Below are 21,514 nucleotides of genomic sequence, written 5' to 3'. Positions count from 1 at the left end.
ATGATCCCGAGTCCGGCGCCACCTTTCCTTTTTTATGCTTCCTTATCAATCCCTATGTGTATGTAATTCAATAAGTTGGCGTAAAAATCTTTTCCGATGCGTTTTGATTTATCCCTTCGTATCGGGGAATTTGTGGGTCAGGTTGCGGGTCATTCAGTTCGATGAACGGGAGTGACCCTCATATGTTAACTGACAGCAAAGTCCGATCCGCGAAACCTCTCGCAAAATCTTACAAACTCACCGATTCGCAAGGCCTGTACCTCACGGTATCGCCCAGCGGCGCTGAGCTATGGTATTTCCGCTATCGCCTCGGCGGTAAAGAAAACCGTCTGGCCTTTGGCCCCTACCCTCAAACTACACTGGCAGAAGCCCGCGAAAAGCGCGATGCAGCGCGTAAGCTGCTGGCGTCCGGAATCAGTCCCCCTCAGCTTCGCAAAGCGAACAACCCCACCGTTGATGAATCCCGCACCTTTCAGTATGTCGCTCAGGCGTGGCACACCAGCAGCCTCAAGCTCTGGTCAGACGCGCACGCCGATAAAATTCTCACCAGCCTGAAACGCTACGTTTTCCCCTCCATTGGTGCGATGGATATCGCGCAGGTTGAAACCCGCCATCTGGCGCAGTTGGTTAAGGCGATTGACGACAAAGGCGTGCATGACGTCGCCGGACGGGTACGCTAAAGAAAAAGATCTGCAGAACACAGGAAAAAACCCGCAGCGATATTTTAGATTACATAAAAAATTTTTTTAACAGTAAATATCGGCATAGCGTAAGTGATAAAACTTCACCAACGGAATATGAACATCAATACTATCAACGAGTCGGAAACATCTAAGTTATCCATAGATTTCCATCTATTTTGTTTTTGGTAATCGTTGGAATTTATATTCATGAAATAAATATTAATTTTACATGATGATTTTTATTTAATACATAACAACCCCATCTAAACACTTGATAGATAGGGCTATTAACAGAAAAATTAGCGAATGATATCCATCACTTCATTTAAATACTTAGGCGTAACTGCGATCGCCCCTCCTTTATATGTTCCGGATTTATCCATTATCGTTTTATTGAATCCATACCCAACTAAATTTTCTCTAGAAAGAAACTCAAGATGTCGTACCATGTCGATATACTGATACTCTTTTATTGTTATAACCTTAGTTTGAATTAATCCAGAAAAGAAAAGCTCATCCATTTCAGGGCATATATTAATTATATTACATATCGCATCTTTTATAACATATACGTACATGTATTTATTCTGAAACTCATTAGAACGTTCAATAATTGAATCATAATCAATATCAGGATTAATAGTAGCACCTAATACTTTAGTTAATTCATTAAACATACCACTTAAGTCTTTTTTGTTGTCAATATCTGCTGATTGCAGCATAGCCAATGGTATAGGTAGCTCATGTTTACGAAGACCCGAGTGACAAACAGGTACGACAGGAATTTTTCTTATCCAAGACGCCCCAGCTTCAAAATTAATCCATGGCCGTTTAATTGATTTTGGGCTGCATAAAGATATCTGGATGGCACTTTGATTCAAAGCTGCATCTATCATATCTAACCATCTCCCACCTGCTGGAAGGCTTTAACCATCGGATGAAACGAAAGTATCCAGCATACCCAAATATGATTTTTTTATTTCATCAGAAAGAATTTGAGCAAGCTCTTTCTCTTCAGTTATATGACTAATAAAAACTATTTTCTTACTCATTATTCACCTATAAAATTATTTAAAAAAATCGCTGTGCTATCAAATTTCTCTTGTATAAAAAAATCAATAAATACCAGCGTAGAACCGCACTTACCATCAAATAGATGATGCTCCGAATGGAACAGTCATCTCGATTGGGCTGAAGCGGGCGTCACACACAAACCAATCTGCGTACCTTGTTGACCCTTGACACTCACACGGCTGACGCCGCATCTATTTGGTACCATAAATTGGGCTACCAAGAAGCAGGCAACATTCCACAGTTTGCTCGCAGCTCTGCAGGTACACTAGATGGCACAATCTTTTTTATAAATTGTTCTAATATATACCTTAAATTATTCGATTTGCAGGACAAAAACGGCAAGGCGTTTTTGAACAGCGCTTGCGCTGACCCCGAAGGGGTGAGGCCATAAGGCCGAATAATGCGGCAAGAGGGGCGTTGTTTAAAAAATGTCAGGCTTATCACTGTGTACCCCACCAGCGCCAGCAACAGAATTTTGATAAAGAGGGCGAGCGGCATCAACCCCTTTTCTGTTACCATCACGCGTTGAAAAACTAGCAATATATATGTGAATATATATCGATTTATATCACCGCTTTCAATCACGCTTTCACAGTGAACTACGAACTATGCGCAGGAGAAATCATGAGCCTTCACCTCTGGCTGGCTTATACAGGCATTATCATCGCCCTGATTGCCATTCCGGGCCCATCCGCCTTAATCAGCATGTCGCACGGTTTACGCTACGGCGCTTCACGTGCAACCGCAACTGTATTAGGCGGCGTCAGCGCGGCAATGATTTTGATGTCCTGTTCAGCATTGGGGCTAGGTGCCATCCTCGCTGCGTCAACCACTGCCTTCATGGTATTAAAAATTATTGGTGCGGTTTATCTCATCTGGTTAGGCATCGCATCATGGCGTTCCAAGGATATGAGTACCACGGAGCATGACATGCAGGAAGCCTCAGCTCCGGGCTGGTTTCCCTTATTCCGCAAAGGCTTTCTGGTTGGGATAAGTAATCCGAAAGATCTGCTGTTTTTCGCCGCGCTCTTCCCTAATTTTATCGATACCAGCGCTCCGCACGCTTTGCAGCTCATCATTTTGGCGGTAACTTGGGCTGTCTTCGATTTCAGTATCATGTTTATCTATGCCTGCACAGGCCGCCGTTTATCGGGCCTTTTCTCCAACCCACGTCGCATCAAGCTGTTTAATCGCTCGACGGGCGGGATCTTCATTCTGGCAGGCACGACGTTGGCTGCGTCAACGCGTTAACTGACTGGCTTCTGCTGCTTTCAGGCTGGCAGGAGCCACACCGTTACAATGCTGTAACGAAATCAGCAAGCCCTTCTCGTCTATCCGATAGCGACTGCGAGATCGCTTCTCTATGTTATAGTGCATTGTCCCGTCTCCGTCTCTGTTAGGATCTGAAACAAGAAAGGCGACAGAGATACTGAAAACGAGCAAACCAAACAACACCGCCAGACACACACGAAACGATAACTGACAAATCATGACCGACGTAAAATCAGGTACACGCAACACAGTATCAACCGCCCCTCAAGCTTCTCGTCTTAACCGCTTTTCCATCGCGCCGATGCTAGATTGGTGAGATTTTGGCTGCAGCCCTTATCTGGCAAGGGCTGAACTTGTCATGGGGCAGATATGGGGCAGGTATCTTAAATTTTTGTCGTTTTTGCCCGTTTTTTGTGCTGCTTTTATCTATTTACTGCTGCTTAAAGTTTGAATTCATGTTCTGGAGTTGAACTGCCGAACAGCTTGGTATGTACCTCCGTCAGCATTTTTTTCAAAGCCCCCAGCATAAAGGACTTAAATTTGTCCTGCCCCAAAGTCCGGTCATAGACGTTGGTTGGTAAAAAACGTTTCATCTCATTATGAAATGCTGCACCTGCGACAATCTCATCCAGCGAAGCAATCCGGCTTTCCAGCATAAACTGGTAGTCAGGAATTTTGTAGTCAGCCAGCTTTAAGCGGATGAGCTCAGGATTAAGCCGGGCGTTCTGCTGCTGCAGCCAGACCAAATCCCATAAATCGCGATGCCGAATGTAGCGTTGAGTGGCAGGTAGAGAAATCAGCTTATCCGCCATCACTTCGTCCAGTGTTTCGGTAAACACCAGGGTGTCTTCGTAACCATCAGGTAAGAAGTCATAGTTGTTGCGAAGAGGCAAAGCTTCTTTGGTGTAAGCTGGCACATTCGCCACTTCAAGCTTAATTTTTTGCTTTGGCATATCCTTCTGGCCTGGGGCTGTGGTGATGTTAATTTGCCATTTATCAATCCGCAGTTCGGCGTACTCTTTTTCTTGTTTCAGCGACGCAGGCTCTTTCACCGTGACTTCCAGGCCATAACGTTTACCAATATAGTCTTCAATACAGGTTTTCATCTCTGCCAGCCTGGCCGATGAAAAATCGACACCACCGGCAAAATCCAGATCTTCGCTGAAGCGGTTGCCGCCATGACAAAGTCTTAATGAGGTTCCGCCTTGAAACACCAACTCATTGAGCAAACCTGCCTGGTCAAGACAGTACAAAATATCGTAGTGCAGTAACTCTTTTTCAATCACGGGCCGCATGGCGGCAACTTCAGCCTGTTGCATTGCCTTAGCCACTAAGGCATTAAAATCAGCCGGATCAATCTTCATTCAGCATTTCCTTCTGGACCAGGTGAGTATTGCGGCCAACCCGTTTTTGGTCGCGCCATGCCGCTTGCTTTGTAGCCATCCGCAGTGGCCGGTTGATGGAGATGAAACTCTGAATAATTTCACTGACCGGCCGCTTGGTATGTGTGAATTCAATGGTTCCATAGTTAGTTTTGTATTCACCTTTGCGCCCTGTGGTCATCACGGTCAGCCTGTCCATCGGGATTTGCGAAATCACACCATAACTGGAGAGCGCTGATTCCAGGCTGACGTAATTGTATTCACCACGCCGCAGGGTTTTGGCAATCAGTTCCAGAGTGTCTGGGCCTTTTTTATGATGTGACAAAGCAAAGAGGTAGACGCCACGGGCAGCCCTTTCCAGAATGTTCTGTCGTACCAAACGTTCAAGCCCGGCATGCAAGGTGCGTTTGCTATCTTCAGAAAAGATTTTCTCCAGATCGCGCTGACCAAATACATAACGTCCTTGCTGGTCTAGCTCACTTAAACGCTGGATCGCTGTAGTCTGTTGCATAGTTTATATCTGCGCGTGAAATACACTTACTCATAGTATAAGTGTCCACTTGTGTATATTCAACTTATTAAGTAGACAGTTATTACATGTATTAAGTGGTTTATTGACAACTTAAAAGCCCGTGAAATTCACGGGCTGTGTTGTAGGCTTGCTTAGCTTAGTGGATACAATGTTTTATCTGAGCGCCTTACCGGGCAGGCAGGGCGCTTACAGCCCTTGGATTAATAGCTGCCAAACGTCTCGACTCCTTCTCACGTTGTTGATCAATGTACGCCGCCAAATCTGCCAGATGTACCAAATAGTCATTTTTCTGACTGGTTCTAAAGGCTGGAACTGGTAACTGGCCTGCATTGGCTCTGATTCTGGCGGTTTGATGCGACAGGCCAAAGTACTCACCACAAATATCTTTTAACGGCACTACAGGTTTCTCAAATTGTGCCAGCAGCATAAAAATTGTCTGCATAAGGTTACCTCTGAATATGACAAAAAAACTGGGAAAACTGGGAAACGAATTAGTCATTCTCAAGTTCTGCCAGATCGTTTTTGATCCGCTCAGGCCACAAGGCAAAATATCGCGCTGACTTTTTGCCCTGCACTAGTTTTAGTGTTAAACGTTCCATTTCGTTGAACTGTAGCCAACCACGCTGAGCTAATAACATCAGTTGCGAGCGGTACTGCGGCCTTAGATTTAATGCCTGCTTTAGCTCGTCCGGTTTGACTAACCATTGTTCTTCGTCTTGTTGAAGTCTGCTGTAGCCGACGCTGGAGTTCAGCTGGCTATCTAATGGTTTAATCCGGGTGCGCCAGCTTTGTATGGTCTGTTTTAGCTGGCAGAATAGCCGGTAATCTTCCGTATCCAGGCCATGACCTCGGTTTTTCAGCCATAATTTGAAGCAGTGGCCGACCGCATCAGTAGCTTGGTACTCCGACCATGGCAATAAATTAAATTGGCATGCCATGCTAAGCGCCACCTGGATCAGCGCAAAACGCCGGATCACTCTCAAAACTTGAGGGCTGGCTTTGTGGCCAACCAAAGCTTCCGTATCTTCTTTGAGTAGTTCGGCACGATAGCTCAATAGCTGCGACACTTTGCGGCTGAGCTCTGCCTCGTCATAACTGACCAAGCGGCGTACCCAGGAAGGGAATAGGGTGCCATGATAAAGTCTGCAGCGACGTTGCAATTCATCTGCCAGCAGATCGGGCCGGGCAAAACTATGCAGTTCGTCAAAAACGCCGAATTTTCCAGACACTGGTATTTCGACAACTCTGGTGAGTTGTCCATCCAGTGGTTGTTTACCCAGCTCTGCCAAGCGTTCAGGCAGAGTCACCTCGCCGTTTGACAACGCGATCGTTCTCCAAAGCTCACCAGCGGCCAATTGCCCGGTTTCATTCGCGCGCAGCTTAGGACGGCCATTCGTAATCGAATAGACTGCACTATCGATATCTTCAGCCTTGGCCTGTGATAACTCATCCAAAAATAGCGGTATATCATGGTGTAGCGCTGCGGCTGCAGCCAAACCATTTGCCGTGCTCAGCCAGGTCCGCATTAAGGATTCATCACCCACCACAGAGGTTGCCAACTTAGTGATGGTCGATTTACCTGAACCAGATCCGCCAGTGATATGAATAATCACATTCTCTACCCCTGATACCCTTAGCAATGGCGCGCTCAAAGCGACCCCGCAGGCAAAAATTAGCATGGGGTTGGCAATGCACAGTTTGCCGATTTCTTCGTGCCATTGCTCCAGTGTTCCCGCTGATTTCAGCTCCAAATCCGGACTTTTGCTCAACAAGTATAACTTGGTTGTTGTGCGCGCTGCACTCCAACCATGGCTGACAAAACCTTGGTGATGCCAACCTGTTCTTTCAACACAAACTGCGGGTTCGGCATGTTGCAGTTCATGCAGTAAATAGCGTTGTAGTCGCTGCCATGCTTGGGCGTTCGGTTCCAGTTGATAGCCTGAATCAATTAACATCTCACGAACCTGTCTGTTGTTATCCCCTTGCAAATGTTTAATTAATACAATGTCCTGTAGGTAAATCCCATCAAGGTTTTTCCACTCTATCAATACTCCATAACTACGTTTTTGATCGGCGGAACGGGTGCGAGCTATCACTTTGATAGGCCCACCTACCTTGAGCCATCGCTCAGCTTCTTTTACCTCTAGCGCATCGGTCTGCAATCTGAATTCCATACCTGTACCTCCGCTATAAGTTATTCAAATACTGCTGAATTTCAGACAGTTTGAATCTAACGGAGCGCCCGGTGGGGCTGACTCTGATTGGTGCTGGTAATTGACCTGAGGCAACCAAACGCCTGATCGTGGACTGAGATAGTGACGTCAGTTGAGCAACTTCGGCCATTGTTAGTAGAGTTTCATTCTTTGTTTCAGCCATACATTCCTCCAATGTTTATGATTTGGCAGGAGTATTCTGAATGCGCAGCACAGAAAACCTCGGCGCTGTAATTGCCCTTTTTGGATAAAATGAAAAAATAAAAAGTCTTTATAAAACAGTTATTTAATTATTTTCTTTGAATTTCAGGTTTTACAGCATCAATTCTTGGTTATTAGCGAATTATTTTTTGATGCTGTGATAAGGCAAAACTTTCACATGTGAAAGTTCCTGCCCCTTTATGACAGCTCACCAAAAATGATAATTTTTGATAACGACCCGAGATTTAGGTCGAGATGGAAGAGTTTTGGCTGTTTTAGCCATCCAAATAAGCACAATTGCGCTCAGCGTTGCCAGTGCAGCAACCCAATGCAGAACCAAAAAAACTACAAAGCCAAGGGACAACAGGCATAAACCTAGAGGCCGCCTGGCAACAAAGGCGAGGGCAGGCCAGCACCACAAGGTGGGGGCAAAGCAAATCAGCCACCAGCTAAACTTGGTATTCTGGTAACAGGCTAAACCAATAACAACGATGAGCATCAAAAAAATAGTTTTAATAAAGTGCATACATAAATCCTTTCATTCCATAGTCAGGTCAAGGCTACCATCAGATTTAAAAATGCAACTCTCAGTCATTGTCTGCTGATCGGTCCTGAGCCTGGTGTTTTTGGTAGCTATAAATTGACCAGATAAACACCACAGTAAAAAATCCAAGCAGCAGCGCCATTCCACAAAAAAAGCCTGCAGACATATCCCAGCCCCTCAAAAGCCAAATTTCAGAAAGCATGTATCATGTCTGGTTTTTGATCAATAAATTATTGAAAATATTTAACTTTGTTCTGTCTGTACAGAGTCTGGTTTTGAATCGGTTTGCTTAACTGAAGACAGTTGAGAGCGGCTAAAAATGAGAAGGGATTTTGGAATCACCCCGCGAGCACCTGGCCAGATCCCAGCCAATTTCTTTCCACATAACTATCTATCTGGAATCTTGCCGCACAAATTCCACAGTAGTGGAATATCGATGTCGATCAATCAGCCCTGGATGGCCGGAGCAGAAAGTGCCATATTCCTATCTATCTGGAATCTGGCATCGGTTTTTACACATAGGAAGAGAGAACACCAAGCAGGCCATCAGACAGGTCAAATAGCTCAGAATCCGTTAAGCGCGAAAAGGCATAAGCTTCGCCGCAGTAGTCAAAGCCAGCCGTGTCCGACGCTTTAAATATGCCATGGGGCACTGAGTCCTCATCACCCAGCCACATCCTCAAGCGAAAATCGACAATATAGCCGTCGACAGAAAGCCAAAAATGAGGCGCAACAATATCGCCTGTGGTCGCCTTAACATAACCAGAATGGCCAGAAACTCTGTACCTTGTGCGCGTAAGCGCCTCATGCAGCACCCACGACAGCTCAAAGCACTCCGCGCTGATATACGCTAGTGGCAGTAGAGCAATTTCCAGCTCGGTGGGGTCGGAGTTAATCATTATCATGTCTGTTTTTTGAAATCTAAAAATAGGATTTCAATTTTCGTCCTGCTCTTTGTAAAGACAAATAAGCCGAAAAGCTTTGTAATGCAGATGGATATATCGCTGTTTTATTTCAGATGCAGACATTTCTAATCTCAAGTCAGATTAAACAAAATCCAATTTACATCTGGAGACCTCCAGTGCTTGTTAGACGGATTAACCCATGTTTAAATACAAGCTCGAACCGCCGAATAAGCGTTAAGCACAAAGCGCTACTAAAGAGTTTTCATGGACGATAAAGTTTCAAAAATTCAAGAAATTAGAGTGCTCCTTTCATTCATTCGCCACGCAGATAGCGAAGGAAACATTGACTTCAAAGAAACCCTGATATTTTCAGACCTACACAAAATTGTCCCTAATGGGAATTGGCTCGATTTACTTCTTTACAGGCTAAATTCTGCACAAATCATACATTATGAAGAAATTGGTGACGATGGTTTTTCATCAATAACATTTGGAGGTATAACAGGTACAACATGCGAGTATTTAGCCGTTCTTGTAGAATCAGTAGAATCCGAATATAACTCTCTTGAGCAACGCATCACAGAGATCTTAACATTCAATCCAAATCAGTTATCAAAGAAAATATCAGATACAAAGAAAAAATTAGATGAAGTGGAATCTCTCATTAAAGGAAACGAGCTCCTCAAGCCTATGGAATCACCGCTTCGCGAAATTCAACAACACTTTAAAAGCGTAAGTACTGTATCGAGTGAATACGAGGATATTTATAAAAACATTATTAGGCCAGTCCAAGAAGAGGGCCGATCTGGTGTGAAGGCAACAGTTCGTTGGGCTGTAATTAGTATAGTAATTTCCACTGCGCTGTCTTGGTCTATCAGTAATATTGAAAAAATATTTGCTCTCATCAATCTAACCTAACAGATGTTATTAAATAATGGGAGTATTGTTCCGTGTATTGATTCTACGAAAAAAGAGAGCCTATTTTTTATCACGGGACGATTGGCCAAAGAAGCGTTGAATGCTTTTAGTAGAGGATAAGCATGGCAAGCATTAATCAAGTAAGGGAAGTGCTTAGGGGTTTAAACCCAGAGGTTGAGCGAAAGGTTAAAGGCCAATATCCGGTAAGGTTTAGAGGTATTTCTTTCAACATAAAGGATTCAGATGTGGATGCGTATTTGCAACATCGCGATTCGATTAAGCACCCAGAAGAGACTGCTTTTTTTATACCTGGACATTATGAACATGTCATTGAAATTCAGGGGAGAGGGCCTGGTGTATACAGATTATTCCGGGATGACGAAGATATTAAAATCCAGCACAGTAATGGATTTGTGATTCAACTGAGCGGAATATCATCGAACTATGCAATTTCTTTATGCGATTCTGAACATATAGAAAAGGATGTTCTGAGAAACATTTCCATGAATAGCCAAAGATATCGTGGTCGTGATAATGTTACACTTTCCGAGCTTCTTTCGAGAGTAATAACAGTTAAAGTTATTGCGCCTGAACCACATAATTTTCATAAAAATATAAAGCAACTCAAAGCTATTGCTGAAGCAGGAATTTATCATATTGCTTATGGGAATGGTGTTGGTGTGACTCTTTCTAGTTCTTGGGATAGGTCATCATACTGGCTTGATACTAGGCAAAGAGAGTCTGTACAGTTTCCCTTAAGAACATACCACTCAGAACTCGTTGCTTATTATCAGTTAGCTTTGGGTAGCGAAAGCTTGATCTTGTCATACCTAGCGCTGTACAAGATTCTTGAGTACTTTTTTACGTCAGCTTCGGAAGATGTATTACATCAAAAAATAAAGGAAGAATTGGTTACGCCAGATTTCTCTCACTCAAAAGTCAATAAGTTACGTGAGCTTATAAAAACAGTTCGTACATTTGATCAAAAAATGGATGAACGGAAAATGCTTGTTACTGTACTGGAAAAATATTTGGATAAGGCCGAACTAAGTCAGTGGATCAATGACTACGAAAAGAAACGACCCGGCAATTATACCTCTGAGCGAGATATATTTGGTGAGAATCAGAAGGTAGATACTAACGACAGCCAGTTATTCCCAACTATCTCTAAGAGAATTTATCACATAAGAAACGCTCTTGTTCATAATAAGGAAGGCGAAATTTCACGGTTCATACCTTTTTCTGGACAGGAAAAAATACTATTCAATGAAACTCCACTGCTATTGTATATTGCCGAGGAACTTATCCTTAAAACTGGCAAAGACATAGCATTCTAAATTGCAGCCACAAAAATTCTACACTCGGAGAAATTAGTAGCTATGCTTCTAATTTTCCGGTTAGCAAGGCAGTTAGGCCATCTGATGGAATCTCGATGTTGAAATTCATAAAAAATAATATTGCAATAATCGTTAGTCTGGCAGTACTTGTACTTGCGGTGGTTTTCTTCACTGGGATGTACTTCATTACCTTCAATGGGGGCGCATCTACAGAGCATAGTGACTGGGGGGATTTTGGTAGCTATGTTAGTGGCACAATAGGTGTTTTGGCTGCATGCTTAGCGGTAATTTGGTTAATGATTTCTGTTCATTTACAGAAAATTGAGCTTCGAGAACTAAAAGCTCAACTAGCAGAATCAGAGAATGAACAAAAAAAGCAAACTCATATTGGTGCTCTTTCTGCGGTATTGAACGCAAGTGTTCAAACGCTTGCCCAGTATCAAAATATTTTGATTGCATTAAATAGTGGCGAAGCGCATCTGCATCCAATGGATGACGAAATTTCAATTCACTTACGAATGGATGAGGAGTTTGCAAAGATGACATTTTATCAGAAACAGATGGAAAGTTATCTTCAGGACAAATATCCTGAAAAACAGTCTGTTCTTAAAGATGATATTGATTCGCCGTTTTAAGTTGCCCTAACAAGCGACAGCAAAAATGTTCCCATTAGGCGCTTGACTCGCAATAATTTGCTAGCGTTTATTGTGGGCATTACAGTTAACGTCTGTTTCACGCTCAAATTGGTGATCCCTATGTCGGTAGTAAATCACTGACTTCCAGCTCTATTGTGATCTCATACTGCTTAAAAACTTCCCGCTTTTCCCACTTTAAAAATCAAGTCTGGCTCTTACCCTGTTGCAACCGTTCAAACTTCGCATGCACCCGGTTTGGAAAAAGGTCGGTGTAGATTTGCCATAGGATGTTGATATTCCTGTGGCCTGTGACCTGGGCGACTTCGTCAATGACAAAACCGGCTTCGAATAAACGGCAGGCGCCTTCGCGGCGCAGGTCGTGCCAGCGTAAATCTTCAATGCCAAGCTCTTTTCTGACCCGCTGAAAACCGGCGGTGACGCTTTTGCCGTTGTAGGGAAAAATCAGCTCATCTGTTTTAGGCTGGCGTTGTAAGATCTCCCAGGCTTCGCCCAATAACGGCACCAGCATATGGTTACCGGCTTTTTTCCTTGGGTCTTTGCGGTCTTCTACCATCACGGCTTTGTTTTTTTTATCAACGCCAGACCATTTGATTTTGCACACTTCGCTGATCCGCATACAGCTTAAAATGGCAAAGTTGAGTATTTCGGTAAAAGGGATTTTGGCCGTGACATGCTCCTGGCGTTTTTCTAAACCCTTGATGATGCGCTCTAACTCGTCACTCACTGGCCGTCTGGTGCGTTTTTGTGCCTTACCTACCAGTTTTAGATCATTGAGGGTTTTACGGCCTTCGATAATCAGTTTGTTGTCGACAGCAATATTAAACACCGGCTTGGCTGCAGCAAACACAGAACTCAGGTAGCTAATATCATGTGCAATAGTGGCCGCTGAAGCTCCGGCTTTGCATCTGGCCTGGCAATGGTCGACCAAATCTTTGATAGTCAGTTCATCGGCCTGAATCGCCGCCAGATCACAGTCTGCCACTAAGTTCAGGCAATAGGCTTTGGTGCGGCCTATGGTTGGAGCTATTGCCGAGTGGTTGCGGTACATCGCAATCAGTTCACGGATAGTTGGCACCGGCTCCACTGCGCCAGGGATGCCATCACGCTCAATCATGGTTACCATCTGCATGCCCCAGCTCTTCGCGTCTGACTGTCTGCCAAAGGTGCGCGATTCGCGGTATACTACCGCCTCGCCTTTATGTTCCCGGACGGTACAGCGATAGCGTAATTCGCCTTTGCTGGTTTTGCGTTTTTCAATGGTATAACCGGCCATGACTAACCTCTTGGAATTTACCTGCCCCATGGAATTGTGGGGCAGATATGGGGCAGGTGCAACCAATAAATGACTGGAAACGACATAAAATGACTCAGAAACAGAACAAAGAAAACTCAGTAAAAACAGGCTCTGTAGCTGATTCTCACAGTAAAACCATCGACCACCGTTTTTCCATTGCCCCTATGCTAGATTGGACCGATCGTCATTGCCGTTACTTCCTTCGTCAGCTGACTAGCCAGACGCTGCTGTATACCGAAATGGTGACAACAGGTGCGATTCTGCATGGCAAAGGTGACTATCTGGCCTACAGCGAAGAAGAGCATCCGCTAGCGCTACAGCTCGGCGGTAGCGATCCGCAAGCGCTGGCGCAGTGTGCTAAACTGGCAGAGCAGCGCGGCTATGATGAAGTTAACCTGAACGTCGGCTGTCCGTCTGACCGCGTACAGAATGGTCGTTTCGGTGCCTGCCTGATGGGTGAAGCGGCGCTGGTAGCAGACTGCATCAAAGCGATGAAATACAGCACCTCCATTCCGATTACGATGAAAACCCGCATCGGCATTGACGATCAAGACAGCTATGAATTCCTTTGCGACTTTATTCAAACTGTCGCCGAACGCGGCGAATGCGATACCTTTATCGTCCACGCGCGCAAAGCGTGGCTATCGGGTCTGAGTCCGAAAGAGAATCGGGAAATTCCACCGTTAGATTACCCGCGCGTTTACCAGCTCAAGCGTGATTTTCCGGCACTCACCATCGCCATCAACGGCGGCGTTAAAACGCTGGAAGAAGCCAAAACGCATTTACAGCATCTGGACGGCGTGATGATGGGGCGTGAAGCCTACCAAAACCCCGGAATTCTGGCACAGGTTGACCGTGAACTGTTTGGCATCGACGCGACCACGCCGGATCTGGCTGGGATAGTTCGGGCTATGTATCCTTATATCGAGCGCGAACTCTCTGGCGGTGCATCATTAGGCCATATCACGCGCCATATGCTCGGTATGTTTCAGGGCATTCCCGGCGCTCGCCAGTGGCGACGTTATCTGAGCGAAAACGCCCACAAACCCGGTGCCGATGCAGCGGTGGTAGAGCGTGCGCTAGCGCTGGTTAATTTGGTTTAAAAAACACTAACAGTTAGCATTTTCCATCAACACTCTGTCATTTCTCTTCCTCGTGCCGCCGGTAAATCAATCACTTACCAGCGGCATATCTTGGCACGATTCTTGTTATAGCTTATGTAGCACGCAGAGCTTTTCCTCTGCGGTTTAACAGGTACAGGAGCACACCATGTTGGAAATTTTCTTCATTATTGGTTTTTTTATCATGCTGATGTTAACGGGCGTGTCACTGCTGGGCGTGATTGCAGCTCTGTTTGTGGCATCTCTTTTTATGCTGATTGGTGGGCTGTTTACCCTAGCGATAAAAGTGCTGCCGTGGCTGATTTTAGCCGTCGTGGCGGTGTGGCTATGGCGCAAATTTAGCGGGCGCCCCGTCTACAACTCGCACCGTCATACCTATCGAAAATACACTTATCGTCAGCGTAAAGGGAATGACTGGTAATACCAGAAAGATAAAAATCTGAATTACGCGTGAAAATGACAGGCAAGGCAGTGTTTAATACCAACTTGTTTTAATACGGTTTTTAGTACAAAAGTGTGCGCCAACAGATATTTTTTCCCTGATGTGGCTGCTAGGATGACGCCACTGTTTGACACCCCAGTGTCGTTTACAGGGTAAGCAAACACTGTGGCAAAAAGCCACACGATTTCATCGTCGTCAGGGAAATAATAGCCGCACAGCGGTACCTTCGTGACGATCGCCACGCTGTACCCTACATACAGTCTGATGAAATTAGCGTAATGGCCGAGGCCTCCCAATGGGAGGCCTTCTGCTTTTCAGAAACAGACATTAAGGAATCAGCAGACAGGAGCCCTGCGTACTACGGCTTTCCAGCGCCCGATGAGCGGCTTGCGCATCCGCTAGCGCAAATTTCTGGTTCTGCGGCACATCAACCGTAATCGCTCCGCTGGCGATCAGTGAAAAGAGTTCATTGCTGGCCTGTTCGAGTTCTGCACGGTTCGTCACGTAACCAAACAGCGACGGACGCGTGACGTACAGCGAGCCTTTCTGGTTCAAAATCCCCAGATTGACGCCGGTCACTGGCCCCGACGCATTGCCGAAGCTGACCATCAATCCGCGACGACGCAGGCTATCGAGCGAGGCTTCCCAGGTATCTTTCCCGACCGAGTCATAGACGACGTCCACCTTCTGCCCATCGGTCAGTTCCGCGACGCGCTGCGCAATATTCTCGGTACGGTAATTAATGGTCGCCCAGGCACCCGCCTGTTTTGCCCGCTCCGCCTTCTCGTCGGAACCCACTGTCCCGATCAGCTTCGCCCCTAGCGCCTTCGCCCACTGACAGGCAATCAACCCAACGCCACCCGCCGCCGCATGGAACAGGAAGACTTCATTTGGCTTGATTTCATACGTCTGGCGCAGCAGATAGTAAACCGTCAGCCCTTTCAGGAAAGAGGCCGCTGCCTGCTCAAAGCTGATGGCATCCGGCAGCAGCGCAACCTTCTCCGCTACCACGTTATGCACTTCGCTATACGCCCCCAGCCCAGACTGCGCATACACGACGCGATCGCCGACTTTCAGCACGCTAACCCCTGCTCCGACTTTCGTCACGACGCCCGCCGCTTCGGTTCCCAGACCGGAAGGTAGGTCAGGCACTGGATACAGGCCGCTGCGAATATAGGTATCGATAAAATTAATGCCGATGGCGCGATTCTCAACCTGAACCTCTCCCGCAGCGGGGTCGGCAGGCGTGAAATCCACATATTGCAGAACCTCTGGGCCACCATAAGCCCGGAACTGGACGCGTTTTGCCATGTTATCTCCTTAATCGTGACAGGTTCGTTGTCTCTCTATAATACGTATACCCTAAATAATTCAAGTTTCAGGCAGGCGGCAAGCGAAGGAGTCCGATGAACTTACTTGAGTAAGTGATTCGGGTGACAAATCTGCCGGGAGCAGATTTGAACGCTGCTTGCAGCGGCCCTTCAGGGCGAGGCCCACGACGGGCCGAGTATTTAAGCGAAGCCAACGCACATGCAACTTGAAGTATGACGGGTATCTTGTGTTATTTCGGACGTGTGGCATATACAATGCCCCCTAATCCAATGGCAAATCAACCGGTAAAGAACCCGTTTCATGGCAGAGAAAAGACCCACCAATAAATCGAATGAACCCCGTGACCGCCAGATGGAAGGTCTGAAACTTCCGCCACATTCGCTGGAAGCGGAGCAATCGGTATTGGGTGGCTTGATGCTCGACAATGAACGCTGGGATAATGTCGCCGAGCGTGTTGTTGCTAACGATTTCTATAACCGCGCCCACCGTCTGATCTTCACAGAGATGCATCGGCTGCTGGAAATGAGCAAACCGATCGATCTGATCACGCTGTCCGAATCGCTCGAACTGCAAGGTTCATTGGAATCCGCCGGTGGCTTCGCCTATCTGGCTGAGCTGGCAAAGAACACCCCCAGCGCCGCTAACATCGGTGCCTACGCCGATATCGTGCGCGAGCGCGCCGTGGTACGTGAAATGATCTCCGTCGCCAATGAGATCGCCGACGCGGGCTACGATCCGCAGGGTCGCAGCAGCGAAGATCTGCTCGATTTGGCGGAATCCCGCGTCTTCCAGATCGCTGAAAACCGCGCCAGCAAAGATGAAGGCCCAAAAAGTATCGACCGCATTCTGGAAGATACCGTTTCTCGTATCGAGCAGCTTTACCAGAAACCACATGATGGCGTTACGGGTGTGGACACGGGCTATCAGGATCTCAACAAAAAAACCGCTGGCTTGCAGAAATCCGACCTAATAATCGTGGCAGCACGTCCATCAATGGGGAAAACCACCTTTGCGATGAACCTGTGCGAACATGCCGCGATGACTCAAGAAAAGCCCGTACTGATCTTCAGTCTGGAGATGCCCGGCGAACAGATCATGATGCGTATGCTCGCGTCTCTGTCGCGCGTGGATCAGACCCGCATTCGTACCGGTCAGTTGGACGATGAAGACTGGGCGCGCATTTCCAGCACCATGGGGATCCTGCTAGAAAAACGCAACATGTACATCGATGACTCCTCTGGCCTGACGCCGACCGACGTGCGATCCCGCGCCCGTCGCGTGTTCCGTGAACATAATGGCCTGAGCCTGATCATGATCGACTACCTGCAATTGATGCGCGTGCCGTCGCTGTCCGACAACCGTACGCTGGAAATTGCAGAAATTTCCCGCTCGCTCAAAGCACTGGCAAAAGAATTGCAGGTTCCTGTTGTCGCCCTGTCGCAGCTTAACCGTAGTCTGGAGCAGCGCGCCGACAAGCGCCCGGTTAACTCGGATCTGCGTGAATCCGGCTCCATCGAGCAGGATGCCGACCTGATTATGTTTATCTATCGTGATGAGGTTTATCACGAAAACAGCGACCTGAAAGGCATCGCTGAAATCATTCTGGGGAAACAGCGTAACGGCCCGATTGGTTCCGTTCGTTTGACCTTTAACGGGCAGTGGTCGCGCTTTGATAACTATGCCGGCCCACAATATGACGATGAATAACGCAGCGCTCAGCAATGACAACACTGCACTAAGGAACAAGAATGAAAACGGCAACTGCCGTCATTAACCGGCGTGCTTTGCGCCACAACCTGCAACGTATCCGTCAGCTAGCGCCTGACAGTCAGGTCGTTGCCGTCGTGAAAGCCAATGCCTACGGCCACGGCATGATCGAAGCTGCCCATACTTTTTCCGACGCTGACTGCTACGGCGTCGCGCGGCTCTCCGAAGCGCTGGCGCTACGCGCTGCGGGCATCACCAAGCCCATCGTCCTGCTGGAGGGCTTTTTCTCCGCCGACGACCTCCCGCTTCTGGTAGAGCATCAGTTAGAAACCGCCGTTCACAGCCCCGAACAGCTTGCCGCACTGGAACAGGCCACGCTGCCACAGCCAATCCCCGTGTGGATGAAACTGGATAGCGGTATGCATCGCCTTGGCGTTCTGCCGGAACACGCCGACGCATTCTGGCAGCGCCTGACTGAATGCCGCAACGTGGTTCAGCCAGTCAATATCATGAGCCACTTTTGCCGCGCCGATGAACCCGAAGCGGGAACCACCGAACGCCAGCTGGCCTGCTTCGATGCCTTTACGCAGGGTAAACCCGGCGCACAGTCCATCGCGGCCTCCGGCGGTATTCTGCTGTGGCCGCAGTCGCACCGCGATCGCGTTCGTCCCGGTATCATTCTCTATGGCGTGTCGCCGCTGGATAACGAAGACGCTGCGCACTTTGGCTTGCAGCCAGCCATGACCTTTACGTCTCACCTGATCGCGGTACGCGAGCACAACTCAGGTGAAGCGGTCGGTTACGGCGGCACCTGGACCAGCCCGCGAAATACCCGTCTGGGCGTGGTCGCCGTCGGCTACGGCGATGGCTACCCGCGCTGCGCGCCAGCCGGTACACCTGTGCTCGTCAACGGTCGCGAAGTGCCGCTTTCCGGCCGCGTATCGATGGATATGATCACGGTTGATTTAGGGCCAGATGCGCAGGACAAGGTCGGCGATGAGGTCATCCTTTGGGGGCCTACGCTACCAGTTGAACGCATTGCCGCGCATACGGGTGCCAGCGCCTACGAACTGATCACGCGCTTAACCCAGCGCACCGCGTTGGAATACGTCGACGGTGAGTAAAAACGGACTGGCTAGCTTTTATCGGCAGGCTCATGGCTTGCCGACCTTAAAACGGGTTATCTACTATGCGGCAAGCTGGCTTGCCGTATCCGCGATCCTGACGCTGTTTGCCCTCATTAATTTCTATACTCTGAAACCGACGGACGTCGGCGGCACGCTGTTTGGCGGCATGTTTAGCGCGATGTTCGATCTCATCTCCTGGTCTTGCGCAGCATCGGGTTTCTGCTTTCTGGCGCTCTTTCGGCTTTCAGGATGGCGTGTTGCTTGGATACTCGCGGGGCTGGTGCAAATCGGTATCAGCGCCCTGTGGCGCATTCAATATTGGCAGGATTATGAAAACGACAATGTGATACTCTCCCCGATGCCCGGTGAGCTGTATGTTTCCATGCTGGTAGGCGCAGGCATGGCCGCCATCGGCATCGTGAAATATCGACATGCCCGGCACAACCCAGTCGCTCAACGCCCAACCTATGCGAAAGCCGTCGCCGCATTGCTGCTAGTTGCGCTTTATTTCGCGCTCCCGCTGCATCTCTACCTGCGTGAACCTCTCCCCTACTGCGCCTTTAGCCCTGACGGCCAGCAGTTAACGGTATGTCTGGGAGACAATGACGAGCGGATTATTGTGGAGTGATGAATTTACTGCCGTGTAGGCAGCTTAGAAATGTCCAGTTTGTTATCGATACGCTCGATCGTTGTTCACTGCCGCACAGGCAGCTTAACAAGAGCTAGAGCTTCCACTTCGCAGACATCACTAGGTCAGTCTGAGCGATTATTTAACCCAATCTTCCAACGTCAGCCCCGGTACTCGCTCAAATTCTCTCAGATTATTGGTGACTAATATGGCCTTAGCGCTGATGGCATGGCCCGCGATGGCCGTATCGTTTGGACCAATAGGTGTGCCAGCGGCGGCTAGCGCGATTTTGATTTTCGTGGTGGCATCTACTGCGGCGCTATCCCAAGGTAACACCGCATCGAGCCGGCGACAGAAAGCATCAACGAGTTGCATATGGCGTGGCGAGGCTTTTTTGCCAACCGCCCCGAAACGCATTTCAGCGTAAGTGCTGGCAGAGACCACAATCCGATCACGCCGCAGCGTGCACTGCTGCAACTTTTCAATCACCTCCGCAGGGTGTTCACGCATAATGAAGGAACAGATATTGGTATCCAGCATGAACAAGCGACTCACAGTTCGAATCTCCCCTCTTCGACCACATCCTGGCGTTCTGTCATAAAGTCAGCGTCAGCGCGCTCTTCTTGCAAAAACGAATGCCAATTGGGTTTGACCGGACGCAGCATGATGGTATCTCCCTCACGCACAATCTCCAGTTCGTTGACCCCTTCAAAGTCCATATCACGTGGCAAGCGAATGGCACGGTTATTACCGTTTTTAAAAACCGAAACAATACGCATGATGCACCTCCTCCTTAATACAGAAATTCAGCCAGCTACTTACCGTTTATTATTGCTGGCTAAAACATAAGCTAAGTATAGATATTAACCACTCGATTGTATATCCATAGCATATGCAGATACCTGGCATAGACCTATTGACGATAAATAAAATCTTTGCCATACGTTCATGACCCTTTTTTTACGCATCGTCGTAACTCATTGATTTTTAATTTCGATTATCTACGCTGATAAAAAAGGGTTTTTCGGGAAAAATGGTTTATTTCCTTTTAAAATTAGGTAACTACCGTAAAATATGAACGGTTCACTGCCGTATAGGCAGCTTAGAAATACAACGTTACCACTCCTCACATTATTGCTATGTTCACTGCCGTATAGGCAGCTTAGAAAAAGCACTGAGGCGACTACGGCGCGGCATATGGGTTCACTGCCGTATAGGCAGCTTAGAAACAGAAAATAATGGGGAGATTGGTTAATATCGGAGTTCACTGCCGTATAGGCAGCTTAGAAATGCACCGAATAACCGCCGCTCGGCGTTCGCTGGTTCACTGCCGTATAGGCAGCTTAGAAAGCATTCTCCGCAACCAGCGCATCCCGCTGAATGTTCACTGCCGTATAGGCAGCTTAGAAATCATGATCGAAAACAACCTCGCCACCAAGAGCGTTCACTGCCGTATAGGCAGCTTAGAAATGTAGCGCCAACTGCCCTAGGACGGGCGTTTGGTTCACTGCCGTATAGGCAGCTTAGAAATGCACCAAGAGACATTGCTGAATACATCGGACGTTCACTGCCGTATAGGCAGCTTAGAAATTCTTCTGAGGATGGAACGATTTCTTTCACTAGTTCACTGCCGTATAGGCAGCTTAGAAACGTCACCGTTGTGGTGCGTGTGGCCGAGGGTAGTTCACTGCCGTATAGGCAGCTTAGAAAGATGCGGAAGACATGCCCGATCAGGTGCGTGCGTTCACTGCCGTATAGGCAGCTTAGAAAATCTACAGAACGGATGGTACATTCAGCAGTCCGTTCACTGCCGTATAGGCAGCTTAGAAAAAGAAGGTGAAAGAGTTTGTTGAAACATTGAGGTTCACTGCCGTATAGGCAGCTTAGAAAGTATCACATATCCAGCCTGATGGCCAAAATGCGTTCACTGCCGTATAGGCAGCTTAGAAAACTGCGGATAACGTGAATTTCAAAGTCCCGGCGTTCACTGCCGTATAGGCAGCTTAGAAAGTTAGCATCAACAGAACCCGTGTCATTCTCATGTTCACTGCCGTATAGGCAGCTTAGAAAGACACGACAGACGAGCGAATAGCGGCGAAATCGTTCACTGCCGTATAGGCAGCTTAGAAATGCCCGGCGGTATGGG

At 47.6% G+C, this 21,514-nt stretch carries 25 protein-coding genes, 1 pseudogene and 1 CRISPR repeat array (1 of these 27 only partly in view); of the genes and pseudogenes, 11 read left to right on the top strand and 15 right to left on the bottom strand.

The features are described from left to right. Positions 1-182 precede the first annotated feature (182 nt). Positions 183-677, top strand: a pseudogene (locus tag JFY74_04390) (integrase arm-type DNA-binding domain-containing protein). An 11-nt stretch (positions 678-688) separates the two neighbouring features. Continuing rightward, entirely contained in the window at positions 689-835 is a 147-nt protein-coding gene (locus JFY74_04385; protein QQG30444.1) for a hypothetical protein, read from the top strand. Positions 836-982: 147 nt separating this feature from the next. On the opposite strand, the gene JFY74_04380 is transcribed toward JFY74_04385, so the two are convergent. Both JFY74_04380 and JFY74_04375 read right to left on the bottom strand, forming a co-directional pair. Continuing rightward, positions 983-1,579 carry a hypothetical protein gene (locus JFY74_04380; GenBank protein ID QQG29310.1) on the bottom strand — a complete coding sequence of 199 codons (597 nt, stop codon included), beginning with the start codon at positions 1,577-1,579 and terminating at the stop codon, positions 983-985. 391 nt (positions 1,580-1,970) lie between these two features. After that, positions 1,971-2,342: a hypothetical protein gene (locus JFY74_04375; GenBank protein QQG29309.1), complete on the bottom strand. Its 372-nt coding sequence runs from the start codon at positions 2,340-2,342 to the stop codon at positions 1,971-1,973. Between the two features lie 39 nt (positions 2,343-2,381). Between JFY74_04375 and JFY74_04370 the strand changes: the two genes are divergently transcribed. Beyond that, on the top strand, positions 2,382-3,008 hold the full coding sequence (locus JFY74_04370) for a LysE family transporter (GenBank protein QQG29308.1): 627 nt from the start codon (positions 2,382-2,384) through the stop codon (positions 3,006-3,008). Here the strand turns inward: JFY74_04370 and JFY74_04365 are convergent. The 8 genes from JFY74_04365 to JFY74_04330 all read right to left on the bottom strand — a co-directional run bounded on the left by JFY74_04365 (position 2,997) and on the right by JFY74_04330 (position 8,806). Next, positions 2,997-3,134, bottom strand: coding sequence for a hypothetical protein (locus JFY74_04365; protein ID QQG29307.1), 138 nt, complete (start codon positions 3,132-3,134; stop codon positions 2,997-2,999). The genes JFY74_04370 and JFY74_04365 overlap by 12 nt on opposite strands. A 335-nt stretch (positions 3,135-3,469) precedes the next feature. Next, positions 3,470-4,393, bottom strand: a complete 924-nt coding sequence (locus JFY74_04360; protein QQG29306.1) for a nucleotidyl transferase AbiEii/AbiGii toxin family protein — start codon at positions 4,391-4,393, stop codon at positions 3,470-3,472. Continuing rightward, on the bottom strand, positions 4,383-4,922 hold the full coding sequence (locus JFY74_04355) for a type IV toxin-antitoxin system AbiEi family antitoxin domain-containing protein (GenBank protein QQG29305.1): 540 nt from the start codon (positions 4,920-4,922) through the stop codon (positions 4,383-4,385). Before JFY74_04355 ends, JFY74_04360 begins: the two co-directional genes overlap by 11 nt. 187 nt (positions 4,923-5,109) lie before the next feature. Further along, positions 5,110-5,385: a pyocin activator PrtN family protein gene (locus tag JFY74_04350; protein QQG29304.1), complete on the bottom strand. Its 276-nt coding sequence runs from the start codon at positions 5,383-5,385 to the stop codon at positions 5,110-5,112. 49 nt (positions 5,386-5,434) lie between these two features. Then, on the bottom strand, positions 5,435-7,117 hold the full coding sequence (locus JFY74_04345; protein QQG29303.1) for a DUF927 domain-containing protein: 1,683 nt from the start codon (positions 7,115-7,117) through the stop codon (positions 5,435-5,437). Between the two features lie 13 nt (positions 7,118-7,130). Further along, positions 7,131-7,319 (bottom strand): helix-turn-helix domain-containing protein, encoded by a 189-nt coding sequence (locus JFY74_04340; protein ID QQG29302.1) that lies wholly within the window; start codon positions 7,317-7,319, stop codon positions 7,131-7,133. A gap of 246 nt (positions 7,320-7,565) precedes the next feature. Further along, the gene (locus tag JFY74_04335) at positions 7,566-7,883 is read right to left on the bottom strand and encodes a hypothetical protein (GenBank protein QQG29301.1); all 318 of its coding nucleotides are present in this window, start codon (positions 7,881-7,883) and stop codon (positions 7,566-7,568) included. A 530-nt stretch (positions 7,884-8,413) separates the two neighbouring features. Continuing rightward, the gene (locus JFY74_04330; GenBank protein ID QQG29300.1) at positions 8,414-8,806 is read right to left on the bottom strand and encodes a hypothetical protein; all 393 of its coding nucleotides are present in this window, start codon (positions 8,804-8,806) and stop codon (positions 8,414-8,416) included. Positions 8,807-9,070: 264 nt separating this feature from the next. Between JFY74_04330 and JFY74_04325 the strand changes: the two genes are divergently transcribed. The 3 genes from JFY74_04325 to JFY74_04315 all read left to right on the top strand — a co-directional run bounded on the left by JFY74_04325 (position 9,071) and on the right by JFY74_04315 (position 11,696). Next, complete coding sequence (locus tag JFY74_04325) at positions 9,071-9,724, top strand: hypothetical protein (GenBank protein ID QQG29299.1); 654 nt, start codon at positions 9,071-9,073, stop codon at positions 9,722-9,724. Positions 9,725-9,846: 122 nt separating this feature from the next. Continuing rightward, positions 9,847-11,061 carry a hypothetical protein gene (locus tag JFY74_04320; GenBank protein ID QQG29298.1) on the top strand — a complete coding sequence of 405 codons (1,215 nt, stop codon included), beginning with the start codon at positions 9,847-9,849 and terminating at the stop codon, positions 11,059-11,061. Positions 11,062-11,156: 95 nt separating this feature from the next. Then, complete coding sequence (locus JFY74_04315; GenBank protein QQG29297.1) at positions 11,157-11,696, top strand: hypothetical protein; 540 nt, start codon at positions 11,157-11,159, stop codon at positions 11,694-11,696. A gap of 202 nt (positions 11,697-11,898) precedes the next feature. Here the strand turns inward: JFY74_04315 and JFY74_04310 are convergent, their stop codons facing one another. Continuing rightward, positions 11,899-12,990, bottom strand: a complete 1,092-nt coding sequence (locus tag JFY74_04310; protein QQG29296.1) for a site-specific integrase — start codon at positions 12,988-12,990, stop codon at positions 11,899-11,901. Between the two features lie 89 nt (positions 12,991-13,079). Here JFY74_04310 and dusA point away from each other — a divergent pair, with 89 nt between their 5' ends. Both dusA and pspG read left to right on the top strand, forming a co-directional pair. Further along, the gene (gene dusA / locus JFY74_04305; protein ID QQG29295.1) at positions 13,080-14,114 is read left to right on the top strand and encodes a tRNA dihydrouridine(20/20a) synthase DusA; all 1,035 of its coding nucleotides are present in this window, start codon (positions 13,080-13,082) and stop codon (positions 14,112-14,114) included. Positions 14,115-14,280: 166 nt separating this feature from the next. Beyond that, a complete protein-coding gene (pspG, locus tag JFY74_04300) occupies positions 14,281-14,553 on the top strand; it encodes an envelope stress response protein PspG (GenBank protein QQG29294.1) in 273 nt (90 codons plus the stop codon). A gap of 23 nt (positions 14,554-14,576) precedes the next feature. On the opposite strand, the gene JFY74_04295 is transcribed toward pspG, so the two are convergent. Continuing rightward, positions 14,577-14,816 (bottom strand): hypothetical protein, encoded by a 240-nt coding sequence (locus JFY74_04295; GenBank protein QQG29293.1) that lies wholly within the window; start codon positions 14,814-14,816, stop codon positions 14,577-14,579. 85 nt (positions 14,817-14,901) lie between these two features. Further along, positions 14,902-15,885 carry a quinone oxidoreductase gene (locus JFY74_04290; protein ID QQG29292.1) on the bottom strand — a complete coding sequence of 328 codons (984 nt, stop codon included), beginning with the start codon at positions 15,883-15,885 and terminating at the stop codon, positions 14,902-14,904. A 321-nt stretch (positions 15,886-16,206) separates the two neighbouring features. On the opposite strand from JFY74_04290, the gene dnaB reads away from it, so the two are divergent. The 3 genes from dnaB to JFY74_04275 are packed head-to-tail and all read left to right on the top strand — an operon-like array spanning position 16,207 to position 19,368. Further along, on the top strand, positions 16,207-17,613 hold the full coding sequence (dnaB, locus tag JFY74_04285) for a replicative DNA helicase (protein QQG29291.1): 1,407 nt from the start codon (positions 16,207-16,209) through the stop codon (positions 17,611-17,613). A gap of 41 nt (positions 17,614-17,654) precedes the next feature. Then, positions 17,655-18,737, top strand: coding sequence for an alanine racemase (gene alr, locus JFY74_04280; GenBank protein ID QQG29290.1), 1,083 nt, complete (start codon positions 17,655-17,657; stop codon positions 18,735-18,737). After that, complete coding sequence (locus JFY74_04275; GenBank protein QQG29289.1) at positions 18,730-19,368, top strand: hypothetical protein; 639 nt, start codon at positions 18,730-18,732, stop codon at positions 19,366-19,368. The genes alr and JFY74_04275 overlap by 8 nt, the downstream gene beginning before the upstream one ends. Before the next feature lie 138 nt (positions 19,369-19,506). Here JFY74_04275 and JFY74_04270 read toward each other — a convergent pair whose 3' ends face one another. Together JFY74_04270 and JFY74_04265 are read right to left on the bottom strand one after the other, a co-directional pair. Beyond that, positions 19,507-19,923, bottom strand: a complete 417-nt coding sequence (locus JFY74_04270) for a type II toxin-antitoxin system VapC family toxin (protein QQG29288.1) — start codon at positions 19,921-19,923, stop codon at positions 19,507-19,509. Next, on the bottom strand, positions 19,920-20,147 hold the full coding sequence (locus JFY74_04265) for an AbrB/MazE/SpoVT family DNA-binding domain-containing protein (protein ID QQG29287.1): 228 nt from the start codon (positions 20,145-20,147) through the stop codon (positions 19,920-19,922). The genes JFY74_04270 and JFY74_04265 overlap by 4 nt, the downstream gene beginning before the upstream one ends. Positions 20,148-20,449: 302 nt before the next feature. Beyond that, a CRISPR array of direct repeats spans positions 20,450-21,514; the repeat unit is 28 nt; unit sequence GTTCACTGCCGTATAGGCAGCTTAGAAA; it runs 104 nt beyond the window's last position.

Source organism: Pectobacterium carotovorum, assembly GCA_016415585.1.
In the GTDB taxonomy this organism is placed as follows: domain Bacteria; phylum Pseudomonadota; class Gammaproteobacteria; order Enterobacterales; family Enterobacteriaceae; genus Pectobacterium; species Pectobacterium carotovorum_K.
Note: the sequence above shows the minus strand (reverse complement) of the source record. Positions and strands in the feature narration are given on the sequence as shown.